General features: G+C 43.1%; 18 protein-coding genes and 4 pseudogenes. 17 read left to right on the forward strand and 5 right to left on the reverse strand.

From position 1 onward, the window contains the following. The first annotated feature begins 124 nt into the window (after positions 1-124). From VOA_RS19535 to VOA_RS07345, 14 genes and pseudogenes are all read left to right on the forward strand, one after another. Positions 125-343: pseudogene (locus VOA_RS19535) on the forward strand (DUF3709 domain-containing protein). A gap of 245 nt (positions 344-588) precedes the next feature. After that, a complete protein-coding gene (locus VOA_RS20285; protein ID WP_001063542.1) occupies positions 589-981 on the forward strand; it encodes a hypothetical protein in 393 nt (130 codons plus the stop codon). Between the two features lie 148 nt (positions 982-1,129). Next, a complete protein-coding gene (locus VOA_RS07370) occupies positions 1,130-1,543 on the forward strand; it encodes an SRPBCC domain-containing protein (protein WP_232202796.1) in 414 nt (137 codons plus the stop codon). 296 nt (positions 1,544-1,839) lie between these two features. Continuing rightward, on the forward strand, positions 1,840-2,019 hold the full coding sequence (locus VOA_RS07365; protein WP_032468308.1) for a DUF645 family protein: 180 nt from the start codon (positions 1,840-1,842) through the stop codon (positions 2,017-2,019). 211 nt (positions 2,020-2,230) lie between these two features. Further along, positions 2,231-2,857, forward strand: a complete 627-nt coding sequence (locus tag VOA_RS0118310; protein ID WP_000365425.1) for a LysE family translocator — start codon at positions 2,231-2,233, stop codon at positions 2,855-2,857. A 175-nt stretch (positions 2,858-3,032) separates the two neighbouring features. Then, positions 3,033-3,203: a DUF3709 domain-containing protein gene (locus VOA_RS19550; RefSeq protein WP_232202804.1), complete on the forward strand. Its 171-nt coding sequence runs from the start codon at positions 3,033-3,035 to the stop codon at positions 3,201-3,203. 428 nt (positions 3,204-3,631) lie between these two features. Beyond that, a complete protein-coding gene (locus VOA_RS0118315) occupies positions 3,632-3,850 on the forward strand; it encodes a DUF3709 domain-containing protein (protein ID WP_032468309.1) in 219 nt (72 codons plus the stop codon). Positions 3,851-4,119: 269 nt separating this feature from the next. After that, positions 4,120-4,593: a hypothetical protein gene (locus tag VOA_RS0118320; RefSeq protein ID WP_000081331.1), complete on the forward strand. Its 474-nt coding sequence runs from the start codon at positions 4,120-4,122 to the stop codon at positions 4,591-4,593. 528 nt (positions 4,594-5,121) lie between these two features. Further along, entirely contained in the window at positions 5,122-5,913 is a 792-nt protein-coding gene (locus VOA_RS07360) for a PhzF family phenazine biosynthesis protein (RefSeq protein WP_198006598.1), read from the forward strand. A gap of 158 nt (positions 5,914-6,071) precedes the next feature. Further along, on the forward strand, positions 6,072-6,500 hold the full coding sequence (locus tag VOA_RS07355) for an ester cyclase (RefSeq protein ID WP_000110179.1): 429 nt from the start codon (positions 6,072-6,074) through the stop codon (positions 6,498-6,500). A gap of 136 nt (positions 6,501-6,636) precedes the next feature. Further along, positions 6,637-6,954 carry a heavy metal-binding domain-containing protein gene (locus tag VOA_RS0118330; RefSeq protein WP_000640723.1) on the forward strand — a complete coding sequence of 106 codons (318 nt, stop codon included), beginning with the start codon at positions 6,637-6,639 and terminating at the stop codon, positions 6,952-6,954. 292 nt (positions 6,955-7,246) lie between these two features. Next, positions 7,247-7,428, forward strand: a pseudogene (locus VOA_RS19580) (DUF645 family protein). A 250-nt stretch (positions 7,429-7,678) separates the two neighbouring features. Continuing rightward, positions 7,679-7,936 carry a type II toxin-antitoxin system Phd/YefM family antitoxin gene (locus VOA_RS07350; RefSeq protein WP_000861987.1) on the forward strand — a complete coding sequence of 86 codons (258 nt, stop codon included), beginning with the start codon at positions 7,679-7,681 and terminating at the stop codon, positions 7,934-7,936. Further along, the gene (locus VOA_RS07345) at positions 7,924-8,226 is read left to right on the forward strand and encodes a type II toxin-antitoxin system RelE/ParE family toxin (protein WP_000229322.1); all 303 of its coding nucleotides are present in this window, start codon (positions 7,924-7,926) and stop codon (positions 8,224-8,226) included. The genes VOA_RS07350 and VOA_RS07345 overlap by 13 nt, the downstream gene beginning before the upstream one ends. A 258-nt stretch (positions 8,227-8,484) precedes the next feature. Here VOA_RS07345 and VOA_RS07340 read toward each other — a convergent pair whose 3' ends face one another. Further along, positions 8,485-9,405 carry an IS5 family transposase gene (locus tag VOA_RS07340; protein WP_001125874.1) on the reverse strand — a complete coding sequence of 307 codons (921 nt, stop codon included), beginning with the start codon at positions 9,403-9,405 and terminating at the stop codon, positions 8,485-8,487. A gap of 512 nt (positions 9,406-9,917) precedes the next feature. On the opposite strand from VOA_RS07340, the gene VOA_RS20425 reads away from it, so the two are divergent. Beyond that, the gene (locus VOA_RS20425) at positions 9,918-10,094 is read left to right on the forward strand and encodes a DUF645 family protein (protein ID WP_043881278.1); all 177 of its coding nucleotides are present in this window, start codon (positions 9,918-9,920) and stop codon (positions 10,092-10,094) included. Positions 10,095-10,292: 198 nt separating this feature from the next. On the opposite strand, the gene VOA_RS07335 is transcribed toward VOA_RS20425, so the two are convergent. The 3 genes and pseudogenes from VOA_RS07335 to VOA_RS07325 all read right to left on the reverse strand — a co-directional run. Next, a complete protein-coding gene (locus VOA_RS07335) occupies positions 10,293-10,571 on the reverse strand; it encodes a type II toxin-antitoxin system RelE/ParE family toxin (RefSeq protein WP_000578471.1) in 279 nt (92 codons plus the stop codon). Next, positions 10,568-10,852 carry a type II toxin-antitoxin system RelB/DinJ family antitoxin gene (locus VOA_RS07330; RefSeq protein ID WP_000381183.1) on the reverse strand — a complete coding sequence of 95 codons (285 nt, stop codon included), beginning with the start codon at positions 10,850-10,852 and terminating at the stop codon, positions 10,568-10,570. The genes VOA_RS07335 and VOA_RS07330 overlap by 4 nt, the downstream gene beginning before the upstream one ends. 59 nt (positions 10,853-10,911) lie before the next feature. After that, a pseudogene (locus VOA_RS07325) lies at positions 10,912-11,360 on the reverse strand (transposase); the annotation flags it as partial. 69 nt (positions 11,361-11,429) lie between these two features. Between VOA_RS07325 and VOA_RS19595 the strand changes: the two are divergent. Together VOA_RS19595 and VOA_RS07320 are read left to right on the forward strand one after the other, a co-directional pair. Beyond that, positions 11,430-12,329, forward strand: a pseudogene (locus VOA_RS19595) (integrase core domain-containing protein); the annotation flags it as partial. A gap of 163 nt (positions 12,330-12,492) precedes the next feature. After that, on the forward strand, positions 12,493-13,575 hold the full coding sequence (locus tag VOA_RS07320) for a calcium/sodium antiporter (RefSeq protein ID WP_000385046.1): 1,083 nt from the start codon (positions 12,493-12,495) through the stop codon (positions 13,573-13,575). Positions 13,576-13,663: 88 nt separating this feature from the next. Here the strand turns inward: VOA_RS07320 and VOA_RS07315 are convergent, their stop codons facing one another. After that, complete coding sequence (locus VOA_RS07315) at positions 13,664-15,469, reverse strand: amidohydrolase (RefSeq protein WP_032468336.1); 1,806 nt, start codon at positions 15,467-15,469, stop codon at positions 13,664-13,666. Positions 15,470-15,635: the final 166 nt, after the last annotated feature.

Here is a 15,635-nt window from a genome sequence, read left to right on the forward strand (position 1 = left end):
TTGGCATTTTGTTCAGGTTTTGTCGGCAATTCAATATTGTTTTTCGCTGCCTAACGAAGCGGCAATGTATCTGGCGCTGTAAATTCTGAGTGATTGCCTCATTGGGTTTTTAAGTCTGCGCGAGGTGAGTTTGGCTTTCTCAAGTCGCTTTGAGCAGTCTGGTGCCTTTACTTACAGGCTAAAAGTTTGTCGGCAATTGAGCATTGTTTTGCGCGGCCTAATGAAACAGCAATGTGTCTGTCGCTTTAAGTTTCAGCGTCATTGCCTCATTGAGTTGTAGCACCAACATGTGGTGAGTTGGTTTGTCGGAGAGGGTTTCCACATTGGCCGAGTTGCTAAATGAAAGCCTGCATTGGTCAGTTTTAATTCAAGAAAACTCGAAGTTTGGTCAATAATTTCAGTGAGTTATTCTTGAATGGGTTTAAATGTAAAGTGTTGAAGCTTAAGCATAACAAACGCCTCAAGAGGGACTGTCAACGCGCGGCGTTTCCAGTCCCATTGAGCCGCGGTGATTACGGTTGTTGTGGTTAAGTTTAGTGTTATGCGTTGCCAGCCCCTTAGGCGAGCGTTATGTACTAGGTAGAAAAAATGAACAATAACATTAGATTGAATATGTACAAATATGTGTCCACAGAGCTCGCTTATATTGTGCTTATGTGGTTTGTTTTATATTGGCTTTCAAGTGGTTTTCATCAGTGGATACAAACATTTATATTATTAATGTGTTGTGGTGCAGCCGCTAGAATCTTTATTTTATGGAATAAGTTTCGGCAAGGTTCTCTAGAAATATCAGGTGGGCAGCTATTTTTTAAAGGGTTGGCCTGTGATGTAACTTTGTTGAATAACTTTCTGCCCTTAGGAATAGGTTCGACCATAAAAGTCTCATATTTTGAAGATACTATGCAGAAACGTAGTATTTACATTTCGAAAAATGCGCTAAGTCATGAAGATTGGCTCCAATTGCTGGAGCATCGTACATAACAAACGCCTCAAGAGGGATTGTCAACGCGTGGCGTTTCCAATCCCAATAGGCCGTAGTGGTTATGGTTGTTGTGTTTGAGTTTAGTGTTATGCGTTGCCAACCCCTTAGGCGGGCGTTAGCTGTCATTCAGCGTCAATGGAAGGAAACATGATGAAAATCAGCATTAAGGTTTGTGTTATTGCGCCGAGAGATCGGGTTTGGGCTGCGTACACCACACCAGATGACATTATCAAATGGAATGCAGCTTCAGACGACTGGCATACAACTAAAGCAACCGTAGATCTTCGCACTGGAGGTGACTTTACTTCTCGTATGGAAGCTAAAGATGGAAGTTTTGGGTTTGATTTTTCGGGCACTTACACCAATGTGGTGATTGGTCATCTTCTGGAGTATGAGTTTGGCGGACGAACAGCGAAAGTCGCGTTTTCCGAAGTGGAAAGCGGTACTCAGATTGACATTGAATTTGACCCTGAACAGGAAAATTCCGTTGAACTACAGCGAGATGGTTGGCAAGCAATTCTCAACAATTTTAAACAGTATGTGGAAAACAAAAACAGCTAACAAACGCCTCAAGTGGGACTGTCAACGCGCGGCGTTTCCAGTCCCACTGAGCTGCGGTGGTTACGGTTGTTGTGTTTGAGTTCAGTGTTAATGCGTTGCCAGCCCCTTAGGCGGGCGTTAGCTTCTTAAAGCGAAAATCATCAAAATCTGAAGTTAATTGCTTTGAAAACTCTGCTTTTAGCATTCTAATTTCACAACTTGGCTTTCAAGTTTCTCTGATGCCGATTTGGTAGAAATTGTTGAAAGTTCAGCAGGTTCAAAGCCGCTGAAAACCCACAAGCCTCGATGCTTCAAGGTTGTTGGATGTTCCACACGGCAAGTTTGGCTTCACAAAAGGCAGCATCATCGCTGTGATCTGGTTTTCTTTGTCGCGGACTCTTAACCGTGGTCAACTTAGCCTAGATCGTTTTAAGTTTTGGCAGCCAACGTCACAGCTTTTGGCGTTGGACATGTGTTTGCGTGATGCTTCTGCGTAAAATCGCTTTCAAGCAAATGTGTTTAGAAAGTCATTGTTAAACAATAGGCTACGAAGCTAACAAACGCCTCAAGAGGGACTGTCAACGCGTGGCGTTTCCAGTCCCATTGAGCCGCGGTGGTTGCAGTTGTTGTGTTTGAGTTTGGTGTAATGCGTTGTCAGCCCCTTAGGCGGGCGTTATGCCACAAGGTGTTTAACATAGAGGAAAATAAATGGATTTAAATTCACTACTGTTATTTGTTGTTGCTTGTCTAACAATCAATATGATCCCAGGGCCAGATGTCATCTACATTGTTTCAAATACAATGAAAGGCAAAATGGCAAGCGGAATGAAAGCAGCTGTTGGGCTAGGTATTGGTTATTTTGTGCATACGTTAGCGGCTTGTTTAGGTTTATCCGCAATAATCTTAAGTTCTGCATTAGCTTTTAGTGTAGTGAAATGGTTGGGAGCGGCTTACTTAGTCTATCTAGGTATCCAGTCTTTACTTTCCATGTGGCGTGGAGGCAGCAAAATTGTTGTTTGCGAAAGCTCGGATAGTAATAAAAACGTATTTGTACAAGGTATCGTCGTCAGCGTTTTGAATCCGAAAGTAGCCCTATTCTTTCTTTCATTTTTGCCTCAGTTTATTGATACTTCGGCTGGTTCCGCATCGATGCAATTATTCATGCTTGGTTTAGTGTTCAGCACTTTAGCTACAGTGTGTAACGTTTTATATGCTTCAGTGGGTAGTTGGGTGTTTAATCGACCTAATTCCCAGCGATATTCTCGAGTGCTTGAGGGGGTATCGGGAGTTCTACTTATTGGGTTGGCAGGCAAAGTGGCCATCAGTGAGCGCTAGTGGCATAACAAACGCCTCAAGAGGGACTGTCAACGCGTGGCGTTTCCAGTCCCATTGAGCCGCAGTGGTTACAGTTGTTGTGTTTGAGTTTAGTGGTATGCGTTGTCAGCCCCTTAGGCGGGCGTTATGCATAATCCATAAAAATCAGCAGGTTGTGATTGTCGATCCCTTAGGCATGTTGTTCAGGTTTTGTCGGCAATTCAATATTGTTTTTCGCTGCCTAATGAAACAGCAATGTGTCTATCGCTTCAAGTTTCAGCGTGATTGCCTCATTGAGTTATTGTGCACATGCGTGGTGAGTGAGTTTGTCGGAGAGGGTTTTCACATTGGCCTAGTTGTTAAATGAAAGCCTGCATTGGTCAGTTCATAGGTAAAATCAAAGTAAAAGTTGAGCCTGTTCTAATTCAAGGAAATTCGAAGTTTGGTCAATGATTTCAGAGGGTTACTCTTGGCTTGGTTCAGATGTAAAGTGTTGAAGCTTAAGCATAACAAACGCCTCAAAGGGACTACCAACGCGCGGCGTTTCTAGTCCCATTGAGCTGCGGTGGTTTCGGTTGTTGTGTTTGAGTTTAGTTGTATGCGTTGTCAGCCCCTTAGGCAGGCGTTATGCTTAATCCATAAAGATCAGTAGGTTGTGGTTGTCGACTCCTTTGGTATTTCGTTCATGTTTTTTCGGCAATTCAATATTGTTTTTCGCTGCCTAATGAAGCGGCAATGTATCTGGCGCTGTAAATTCTGAGTGATTGCCTCATTGGGCTTTTGAGTCCACGTGAGGTGAGTTTTGCTCTCTCAAGTCGCTTTGGGCAGTTTGGTGCCTTTACTTATAGGCTGAAAGTTAGTCGGCAATTGAGCATTGTTTTTCGCTGCCTAATGAAACAGCAATGTGTCTGTCGCTTTAAGTTTCAGCGTTATTGCCTCATTGAATTATTTTTCCTATGCGTGGTGAGTTGGTTTGTCGGAGAGGGTTTCCACATTGGCCTAGTTGCTAAATGAAAGCCTGCATTGGTCTGTTCATAGGTAAAAGTTGCGCCAGTTCTAATTCAAGGGAGTTTAAAGTTTGGTCAATGATTTCAGTGGGTTATTGTTGACTGGGTTCAAATGTAAAGTGTTGAAGCTTAAGCATAACAAACGCCTCAAGAGGGACTGTCAACGCGCGGCGTTTCCAGTCCCATTGAGCCGCGGTGGTTTCGGTTGTTGTGTTTAAGTTTGGTTGTTATGCGTTGCCAGCCCCTTAGGCGGGCGTTATGCATTAGAGGACGATTATGAGTCAAAATTTAACAAATAGACTAAAAGCGGAATTTATCAATCTCACAGGTGTGGATTGTAAAGCTGTCTATATGGAAATGGGAGAAGATCATATACCCACAGCTTTAAAAAATGATGAGAAGGGTGTTTATGTCTTTCTCTATGGAAACTACTGTTTTAAAGTAGGTAAAGCTGGAGCTAAGAGCCAAGCCCGTTGGAACTCTCATCACTATAATTTAGATAAAACGACACCGAGCACATTTCCAAAATCAATTCAGAAAGATGTGGAACGTTTTAAGCGGTTTTTCCCAGTGGAGAAACATGATGAAATAGATAGTTTAAATCCCGACAACGTCAAAGACTGGATTAAGAACAATATCTCTCGAATAGAGTTTAAAATCTCTAGCTCTGAGTCTGATTACGCGTTGAATTTTTTAGAATCACTCATTCAATTTAGGTTAATGCCAGAATATGAAGGAAAAAATGCATAACAAACGCTTCAAGAGGGACAACCAACGCGTAGCATTTTTATTATGCATTGGTTTTTGTGATTACGTTGTTATGCAAAAGTTTAATAGTAGCGTTGGCTGCCCCTTAAGCGGGCGTTAACTGGCAAAATGGAAATGCCAAAAGCATCTGAGCAAAAGGAGTTTGCAAATGTTTCGTTGTGGGCAATGCCGTCATTTCGAAAGAGCTAAAAATAATCTCAAGGATCTTTGTGGTGCTTGGGAACAACCTACGACTGCAACGCGTGAAGCTTGCGGATTTTTTATGCTCAGAAAACCAGCCCGAGATGTGAAAACACCAAACGAAGAGTAGAGTAATCTTCTTTTTGTTGGTTAAAAGTGCAGTGAAAATCATAAGCGCTGGCCAGTTAACAAACGCCTCAAGAGGGACTGTCAACGCGTGGCGTTTCCAGTCCCATTGAGCCGCGGTGGTTATGGTTGTTGTGTTTGAGTTTAGTGTTATGCGTTGCCAGCCCCTTAGGCGGGCGTTATAACGCAAATGGAGTTCGTACGTTGAAAATGGATATATTTATAGTTGATGCATTTACAGATCAACAATTTAAAGGGAACTCAGCTGCGGTCATTCCCGTTGAACAATGGCCTTCAGATGACCTAATGCAGAATATTGCAGCTGAAAATAACCTCTCAGAAACAGCTTATGTAAAAGCTATAGGCTCTAACCAATACGAAATTCGTTGGTTCTCACCAATGACTGAAATTGACTTTTGTGGTCATGCTACGTTGGCATCTGCTTTCGTATTGTTTAAAGAGCTTGGTGTAACACACCAAATCGAGTTCATAACTCGTGAAGTCGGTAACTTAACGGTCATTCTTAATGTAAACAACGAAATCGAAATGACCTTTCCTAACCAAAAACCAGAAGCTGTATCACTTGTTCCTGCACAGTTATTGGCTGGCTTATCGAAACAGCCGGTAGAGGTTCTAAGAAATAGACAAGCATATTTTGCCGTCTATGAAAATGAGCATGACGTTCTTGAAGTGACTTACGTTTCTGAACAACTGAAACAGCTCGCGCCATTGGATGTGGTCGTCACTTCTAAATCCGAAGACTATGACTTCATATCTCGTTACTTTTGGCCTGCGAACGGTGGTGACGAAGATCCCGTGACAGGCTCTATTCATTCTGGGTTGGCTCCTTACTGGGCTGATAAATTGGGTAAATCAGATTTAGTTGCTTACCAAGCTTCAAGAAGAGGTGGTGTCTTAAAGTGCAGCGTGTCAGGTAAATCAATAGTCATCTCTGGAAAAGGTGTTTTGTATCTTAAAGGGCAGGTTTACGTTTAGTGGAAATCTGCGTTATAACAAACAATTTAAGAGGGATTCCCAACGCTTGGCATTTTTGTTTCTACTTCAAATTTAGTGTTTATGGCACAATGCTTTAAGTTGGGTGGTAGCGTTGCTCACCCCTTAATTGGGCGTTAGCTGAATGTAAGGAATCTTTAATGTCAGTTGAACAAGTTGTAAGAGGTTTTATCGAGCAAGTTCGTTCTGGGAAAAGCCCTGAATTGTCTGCTCAATATTTAGCACCAGTTGTCATAGCTCATCAAATTGTGTCCGGAGTGTCGGAAGCAATAGAAAGAACACCGGAAAATTATCGTTTGCACGTAGAAGAATTTCTCGAGGCTTATGGCAGTTATGAGCTTCTTATTGAAGAGTTTTTAGTCCAAGACGAAAAAGTGTATGTGCGTTGGCGTCAAGAAGGCCGACATGTAGGAAACATCTTGGGTTATGAGCCAACAGGTTTGAAGCTTTCGACAGTAGGAAGCGCAGTTTATAGAGTCAGTGGAAACAAAATTGTCGAATACTGGATTCAGCAGGAGAATCAGGGTTTACTTAATCAACTCGAAGCAAACCTTGAGCAATTCAGCTAACAAACGCCTCAAAGGGACTGTCAACGCGTAGCATTTCCAGTCCTAATGAGCTGCGGTGGTTTCAGTTGTTGTGATTGAGTTTAGTGTTAATGCGTTGCCAGCCCCTTAGGCGGGCGTTATGTTCTAGGGAGAAATTATGATTTACACGACAACGGAAACTATTCCTGGCAAGGAAATAGAAGCAGTTCTGGGTATTGTTAATGGGAATGTGGTCCAGTCTAAACATATAGGTCGCGATATCATGGCTGGCTTAAAAGGTATTGTGGGTGGCGAGCTTAAAGGTTATACCGAGATGTTGATGGAAGCCAGAAACATAGCGGTAGAACGATTAATCGAAGATGCAGTAAAGTTAAATGCCGATGCAATAGTGGGAATTCGTTTTACAACTAGCTCAGTTACTGATGGTGCATCAGAAATCTTAGTGTTTGGTACGGCAGTTAAACTCCGAACATAACAAGCAATTTAAGAGTGATTCGGCACGCGTGGCATTTTTGCTATGCATTGGCTTTAGTGATTAAGGTGGTATGCGGAAGAATTGGTATTGCGTGCCTCACACCTTAATTGGGCGTTAGTTTCTATCTAGAAAAAATCATCAAAAACTCAGGTTCAACGTTCTGAAAAATCAGCTTTTAGCTTTCAGTTGCACAATTTGGTTTTTGAGTTTCAGGCTGATGCTACTTTGGTAGGAAATGTTGGAGGTTCAGCGGGTTAAAAATCGCTGAAAACCAACAAGCCTTGATGGTCCAATGTTGTCGGATGTTCAACACGGTCAACTTAGTTTCACAAAAGGCTGCATTATCGCTTTGATCTTGCTTTCTTTGTCGCGGACTCTTAACCGCGGTCAACTTAACTTTGATCGTTTTGAGTTTTAGCCGTCACTTCACAGCTTTTGGCGTTGGACGTGTGCTTGTTCGATGCATTTGCGTAAAATGACTCTTAAGTAAATGTGCTTAAAAAGTCATTGTTAAACAATGAGCTACGAAACTAACAAACGCCTCAAGAGGGACTGTCAACGCGTGGCGTTTCCAGTCCCAATGAGCCGCGGTGGTTATGGTTGTTGTGTTTGAGTTTAGTGTTATGCGTTGCCAGCCCCTTAGGCGGGCGTTAGCCGTTTGAAAGCTTGCTATGCTTAGAGTGATAGAATAGTATCACTTTAGTATTTCTTTGGAGCAGCTTAAATGAAAGTAGAACTTGTGACGTCACTAAAACGTCAGGCCACTAAGATCCTTGCCGATCTTCATGATACGAAAGAGCCAGTTTTGATAACTGAGCACGGAAAACCGTCAGCTTACCTTATTGATGTAGACGACTATGAATTTATGCAAAATCGTTTAGCGATCCTGGAAGGTATTGCTCGCGGAGAGCGAGCTTTAGCGGATGGTAAAGTGGTCAGCCATCAAGATGCTAAGGACAGAATGTCAAAATGGTTGAAATAATTTGGACGGAGCCGGCTCTATCCGACTTGAATGATATTGCTGAATACATCGCGCTTGAAAATGTCGTGGCTGCTAAACAACTGGTGCAAACCGTTTTTACAAAAGTTGAACGTTTGGCCGATTTTCCAGAGTCTGGGCGCGTCCCTCCAGAACTAGAACACCTCAATTATCGTGAAGTCGTTGTAAATCCGTGTCGTGTTTTCTACAAGTATGATGATGCAAAGGTTCGTATTCTTTTTGTTATGCGTGCGGAGCGAGATTTGCGTCGGTTAATGCTTACGAAACAGTAGGTTTGAAAAAAACGGCTAACAAACGCCTCAAGAGGGACTGTCAACGCGTGGCGTTTCCGGTCCCAATGAGCTGAAGTGGTTATGGCAGTTGTGTTTGAGTTTAGTGGTTTTGCGTTGCCAGCCCCTTAGGCGGGCGTTATGTGTTTTATGGAGGGAAAGTTATGTGCTTATCAGATGACTGGTTTAATGACAGTAACAACAGAAGGCTTTGTTGCGTAATTCGGTCAGAGAACCAAACTGCCTGTAATTGGTTAATTATTATGCAACACACTGAGTTTCAGGCATACCTAGCCCTGTAAGTTTGTTCAGCGCTTTAATCATGGCGTAAGTTTCACCAACCTGAGCATTGTAGTTTCTCAGACTTAATCGTCCACCTAACAACTGCTTCACTCGATACATTGTTGTTTCTGATAGTGAGCGTTTATGATAACCGTACCGCTTTTTCCACTTATTGTTGGAGCCGTAGAGCTTCTGGCAACCTACCGCTAAATTCCTTGGATGACCATTCTCCCAGAAGGCTGCCCCTTCTCTAGGAGGGATGAGTGGTATAGCTCGCTTGAACCGTATGGCATCGTGGCAATCCCTTGTGTCATAAGCGCCATCACCAGATATCTCGATTACTCTTCGGCGTGTTTGCTTGAGCAAGTTAGGAAGGACTTCTGCATCGGTAACATTAGATACACTCAGTTCTGCCGCGACGATTTCGTGAGTGCTGGTGTCTACCGCTAAATGCAACTTTCTCCAGACTCTTCGCTTCCCGTCAGTACCATGCTTCTTGACCTTCCACTCACCTTCGCCATAAACCTTGAGACCTGTTGCATCAATAGCTAGATGCTGTATTGCACCTCTACTATTTGGTTTAAATGAAACCTCGACTTGCTTAGCTCTTCGACTGATACAACTGTAATGTGGGCAGACTATAGGGACGTTAGCCAATGAAAAAACAGAATCGATAAACCCTTGCAATGCTCTCAACGGCATTGAGAAAACTCGTTTCACCATAAGCGCAGTAGTAATGGCTAAGTCGCTGAACTGAGGAGGTCTACCTCGTTTATCTTGTTTGCTCTGCTTCCACTGGCGAATGGCTTCTTCATCAATCCAGAAAGTGAGTGAACCACGGTTGATTAAGGCTTTGTTGTACTGTTTCCAGTTCGTTGTTTTGTAGCGAGGTTTAGGCATGAGACTAGGATAATTAACTTACTTAGCCGATCAGATCGCAACCTTCTGATTTAGTTCCCTCGAATTACGCAACAAAGCCCCGCTACAGTAGTCTACATCGCATTAGGTGCATGGTCTGTATATTTGCTGCTTATCCTTTGGGGCAGTAATCTATTATGGAGCACTATCGATAAGGCTGTGAAAATCCAAGGTAAGCCAATAAAAGACAGTTAACAAACGCCTCAAGCGGGACTGTCAACGCGTGGCGTTTCCAGTCCCAATGAGCCGAAGTTGTTCCGGTTGTTGTGTTTGAGTTTGGTGGTATGCGTTGCCAGCCCCTTAGGTGGGCGTTAGTTTCTCTCAAGAAAAATCATCAAAAATTTACGCACAAGGTTCTGAAAATTCAGCTTTTAGCGTTCAAATTGCACAATTGGGCTTTTGAGTTTTTCTTGATACTGATTTGGTAGAAAGCGTTGAAAGTTCAACAGTTTCAAAGTCGTTTTAAGCCATCAAATCTCGATGCTTCAACTCTGTTGGATGTTCAACACTCAAAGTTTGGTTTCGCAAATGGCTTCATCATCGCTGAAATTATGCTTTCTTTGTCGCGGACTCTTAACCGTGGTCAACTTAACCTTGATCGTTTTGAGTTTTGGCGGTCAACTTCACAGCTTTTGGTGTTGGACGTGTGTTTGTTTGATGCATTTGCGTAAAATGTTTTTTAAACAAACGAGTTAAAAAATCATTGTTAAACAATGGGCTACGAAACTAACAAACGCCTCAAGAGGGACTGTCAACGCGCGGCGTTTCCAGTCCCAATGAGCCGAAGTGGTTACGGTTGTTGTATTTGAGTTTAGTGTTAATGCGTTGCCAGCCCCTTAGGCGGGCGTTAGTTGCCAATCAGCAACAAATCAGTCGTTTGGAAATTTTTGTTTCTGATGTAGTACACGCATTATTCGAATTTTAGAACCATCAACCCAATACGAAACAATCATTGATATCTCAGGGATAATAAGCAATCGGCCTCTAATGCCATCACGCTGAACACCCATTAGTGGTTGCTCAAGCAAATTTTCGACTTTGGCTTCTATGAGCTCGTCCGTTTTTTCAGCGGCTGCTGGGTTAAAGTCGTAAAGAAATTCGAAAATTTTCTCACGATCATTGAGAGATGCTTCTTCCCAGAAAATCATGCGTGGCCTCGATTTCGGATTTTAGCTTTGCGTTCAGCCATTCGTGCTTTGGCGATGTCATGTTCAATGAATACTGCTTTTCCTGAGTCGAACTTCTCAAATGCTTGATTCACTTGTTCAGTTAGCCATGCATCGTGAGATAATGCCTTGCGTTGCTGCTCAGCTAATTGTTCAGTGAGTTCACGGCAAGCATCGCTAAGGGTTCGACCTTGGCTTTCAGCCATTTGTTGAGCTAAACGTTTTGTTTCTTCGTCTACACGAAATTGAATTCTAGTATCCATGGTGAGCTCCTTTGTTGTGTGTACGAATGTTAGCACTGGTATTGGGGTAGGGCAACTAACAAACGCCTCAACAGGCCGTTCAACAGTCGCTGTGCTTTCACCAAGCGTTTGCGGCTCAAATAGTCATAAAAGCTGGATAGTGCGATATCAAATACTGAACAGACCAATTCCACCGCTTCCTGCCCTCTCAATTGGTCTATCAGCGCGTACGTTCGAGTTCGTCCTGCATCAAGAGAGCGGTTGCCTTTTTTAAGATAGCTTTCTCTCTCTCCAGCCGATTAATTCTGGCTTCAAGCTCCTGAATCTTTTGCTGCTCAGGCGTCAATGCTTTACTCAGTGGAGTTGCACCGCCACGTTCGGCTTCCAACTTATTGACCCATCGTCTGAGTGCAGTCTCACCGATATCCAGTGAGCGACTTGCCTCTGGGATGGAATAACCTTGGTTCAGTACCAAACTGGCCGCTCCAAGTTTGAACTCTGGAGTAAAGGAACGTCTTTTTCTGGTCATGAAACACCTCTTAATCAGGTGGCAACTTTACCACCTAAAATGGTGTCCGAGTTCATTAGACCACTACATTTCTACCGTTATCAAGAATTGGTTGAGACGGGGGGATTGATGCTCTGATTAACCAGAGCCGAAGATCACCGAATTTAAAGAACCGTGTTGATAGTGAAACTGAGCAAGCCGTTATCAAATACGCCATCGACTTCCTAGCTCATGGGCAAGTTAGAACGAGTAATGAATTACGTAAACTGGGGTGTTTATCTCTCCAAGTGGCGTACGATCAATCTGGCTTCGCAATGACCTGAGAACTTCAAGAAACATCTTATCGCACTTGAGAAACAGGTCGCAGAGAACGGTATTATCCTAACGGATGAGCAAGTCGCGGCTCTTGAGCGTAAGAAGCACGATGATGAGGCTTGTGGTGAGATAGAAACAGCGCATCCAGGTTATCTCGGCTCTCAAGACACGTTCTATGTTGGCAACTTGAAAGGTGCTGGGCACATCTATCAACAAACCTTCATTGATACCTACAGTAACGTCGCCTTTGCCAAGATCTACACAACGAAAACACCAATCACCGTAGCGGATATGTTGAATGATAAGGTTCTACCGTTCTTTGAGGCGCATGAACTGCCAATGCTGCGAATCTTGACTGACTCGAGGTACTGAATACTGTAACCAGCTCTACCTAGCCATTAATGATATCGACCACACGAAAACTAAAGCGATGTCACCACAAACAAATGGTATCTGCGAACGCTTCCACAAAACCATATTGAATGAGTTCTACCAAGTGACATTCAGAAAAAACTGTATAGTTCTATCGAAGAGTTGCAGAAAGATCTGGACGAATGGATGGACTACAACAATCACCGTACTCATCAAAGAAAAATGTGCTGTGGCAGAACGCTGATAGAAACATTAGAAGATGGGAATTCAATCTGGGCTGAAAAGAATCTAGCCCAGATATAATCTGACAGGCATCAAGTCGAAAAATGGGTAACTGTCAGATCAGGTCTGAATTAGTACATTTTAAGCGTATTTAATGTTGTAACTTGTTGTGCTAGCTTCTTTTAGATATCTTAAATCGTTTCTGAGCGTTTCTTTCTTTATTTAGCAAGTTGTTGAGGAAAAAATGGACTATCTCTTTTTAGTGTTAGGTCTGATTTTATTGATTTCAGGGGCTGATGGGCTTGTTAAAGGTGCTGCGCGACTTGCGGCAAGTATTGGCATCCCCAGTTTAGTCATTGGTTTAACTGTGGTTGCGTTTGGTACTAGTGCTCCTGAACTGGCAGTCAGTATTAATTCGGCGTTGTCTAATAAAACTGAGCTAGCAATGGCTAACGTTGTAGGTAGTAATATATTCAATGTGTTGTTTATATTGGGTTTGGCAGCAGTTATTACACCATTGTCCATTTCAAAACAGCTGATACGGCAGGATGTCCCTATCATGGTGTTAGTCAGTGCTGTTGTGTTCTACATGGCTACCGATGGACTACTGAGTTTGTGGGAGTGTGGGATTCTTGTTCTACTCTTAGTCGGTTACACCAGTTTCCTTTTTATACAAGGCAAAAGAAGTGATGTGCAATCTTCCGATAGCAATGATGAAGTATCCGTATTGACTACGGGGAATTATCCCACTTGGCAAAGCGCATTGTGGTTAGTTTCAGGCCTTATTCTTCTTATTATCGGTGCCAATTTGCTGGTGAGCAGTGCGGTTAATATTGCGCGAACCTTCGGTGTGAGTGAAGCTATTATCGGATTAACGATTCTTGCAATAGGTACATCGCTGCCAGAGGTTGTGACTTCGATTGTGGCAAGTTTTAAAGGGCAAAGAGATATTGCTGTTGGAAACGTGGTCGGCAGTAACACATTTAACTTATTAGCTGTACTTGGTATTTCGGGCTTGTTCAGCGGTGAAGGGTTAGCTGGGAATGCCCAATTAGTTGAGCAGGATTTTCCTATCATGCTCGGTGTTGCCTTATTGTGTTTACCCCTCATGTTTACTGGAGCTATTCTGAGTCGTCTCGAAGGTGCGCTATTTTTTGGCTTATATCTTCTATACAGTGCTTTTCTGCTTGGCAACGTTGCAAACGCAGTTTGGTTACCTACACTGACGACAATAACATGGAGTGTTGTGTTTCCTGTTACTGCTTTTTTGATTGCCATTTCTTTGCTCAAAGACTTATGGAATCAGAAAAACTTAAAGCGCAAATAGGCCGTTAATTCTATAGATTTGCCTAATACACATAGGCTCGATGTTGGCTTGTGAATCAAGTAACATCGAGTCTAATTGAAGTTAAAAGTTAATGTGCGTGATGCAGCATGCCGGTTGATATCATGGCCGTAGTTGCTATGGCTTGACAACGTGGTGATTCCACGCAGCTGCCAACGCTAGCATTGGTCTGCTCATTGCTTTTATATACAGTCTTGCCTTCTTTTATCGTTTCCAGTATTTGAATATCGACCAGTGTTTCTGAGGCAACTTTCAGTGGATTCCCTGACAAGATAACCAGATCAGCCAACTTGCCTACTTCGAGAGAGCCTTTGTTATTCTCTTCTTTATATTGTGTTGCAGCCCAGAGTGTTTGTGCTTTGAGGCCATCAAGTGCGGAGGCTTTCTGTTTTGGCCCTAGCACTCTTCCTGTACGGCTTATACGATTTACGGTTGCAGAATAAACGCGCATTGAGTTGGGGAGGGCAACAGGTGCATCATGATGAGAGGTGTAGATCATACCTAGTTCACGAGCCCAACCTGTAGGTGAAATGTTTTGTGCTCGTTTGGGTCCGAGCACTGAGTCCATATGCCAGTCACCCCAATAGAAGGTATGCATGGGGAAAAATGACGGAAATATCCCCAAACGTTTAAAGCTTTCAACTTGATCTTTGCGGGCTGTTTGAGCGTGTACGGCTACAAAGCCTCTGTCTGGCTTTCCGTGTTTTTTCTCGCTCGCTTCAATCCCTTTGAGTAACTGATCAATCGCCGCATCGCCATTGACGTGAGTTAATAACTGCCATCCATTTTTTTGGGCTAACTCAATGTATTCCGCAGCTTTTTCATCACTCATGCTCGGATAGCCTTTGTAACTTGCAGGCTGTCCGGCTGGTGGAATTAAGTAAGGTTGAGTTAACCAAGCGGTTTTGCCCTGCGGTGAACCATCTAGGTTAAGTTTGGCTCCTGCAACCCGAAAACCATTGGTATATTGGCTCGCATAGTAAGGGGGAGTGAGCACCTCCTGTGCAATTTGAATATCTGGATAAGCAGCGACATCAATCGGGAGTTTGATCTTCTGAGCCAGGTTATACATGGTTTTTACAGCAGAACTGGAAGCGCGACCTTCTTGGGCTGTGGTGTACCCAAAACTAGAATAGAGCTTCATACCTGCTTTGAAGATGACCTCGTTTTCCTGATCATTGAGTTTAGAAAATAGAGGGAGCAACATACCAAAAAATGCGGTCTCTTCTAATACGCCGTTAGGCGTTTTACCATCAGCTTCTCGGCGGATCTTTCCCCCTTCAGGATCTTCACTATCGGCTTCTATTCCTGCGAGTTGTAATGCTCTCGAGTTTAAAGCTGCCAAATGTCCAGATTGATGAATGATCAGGATAGGAAGAGTTTGGGATACTTCATCTAACTCTTGGCGGGTGGGGTGCCTTTGTTCTGCCAATTGAGAGTCGTCATAGCCAAAACCGATAACAATACCGTGTTTAGCGTTATTGGTTTTGCCCATCCACGCTTTTAGCTCTTGCTGTAACGATGGAATATCTTTTACGTTTCCATCTGGTGCTGCTAACAAATTGGCAGACAGAGCTTGAATTCCAGTATTGAAAACATGTCCATGCCCATCGATAAAGCCCGGTATCATGGTTTTACCATTTAAGTTCACGATTTTGGTATTCGCATCGCGGAGTTTCATAATTTCTGATTCACTGCCAAGTGCTAAGATGCGGCCATTCTTTTCGGCTAGAGCTTCAACGGTTGGTGCTGCATCATTGACGGTGATGATGTCTCCGCCAATATAAATGGTTTGTGCAAAAGGTTTTGTTGGGCTTGAGGCTTGAACGAGTGAACTTACGCTCAAGCAGGCTACGGCAAATGGTATAAACTTCATCAGGTTACCCCCATGATGGTAGTGAACATAAAGGAATAGAATTTTGATGGTCATAAAGCCTTAAAACAGCCTTATTCTAGATTATTCATCAGGTTATATTTGATATGAGTGTCGGAGTTTTACTGTTTACACGGTTGCTTGAGGTTTTTCTTGTTAAATAGGGATT

The sequence above is a fragment of the Vibrio sp. RC586 genome, assembly GCF_000176715.1.
Taxonomy (GTDB): Bacteria; Pseudomonadota; Gammaproteobacteria; order Enterobacterales; family Vibrionaceae; genus Vibrio.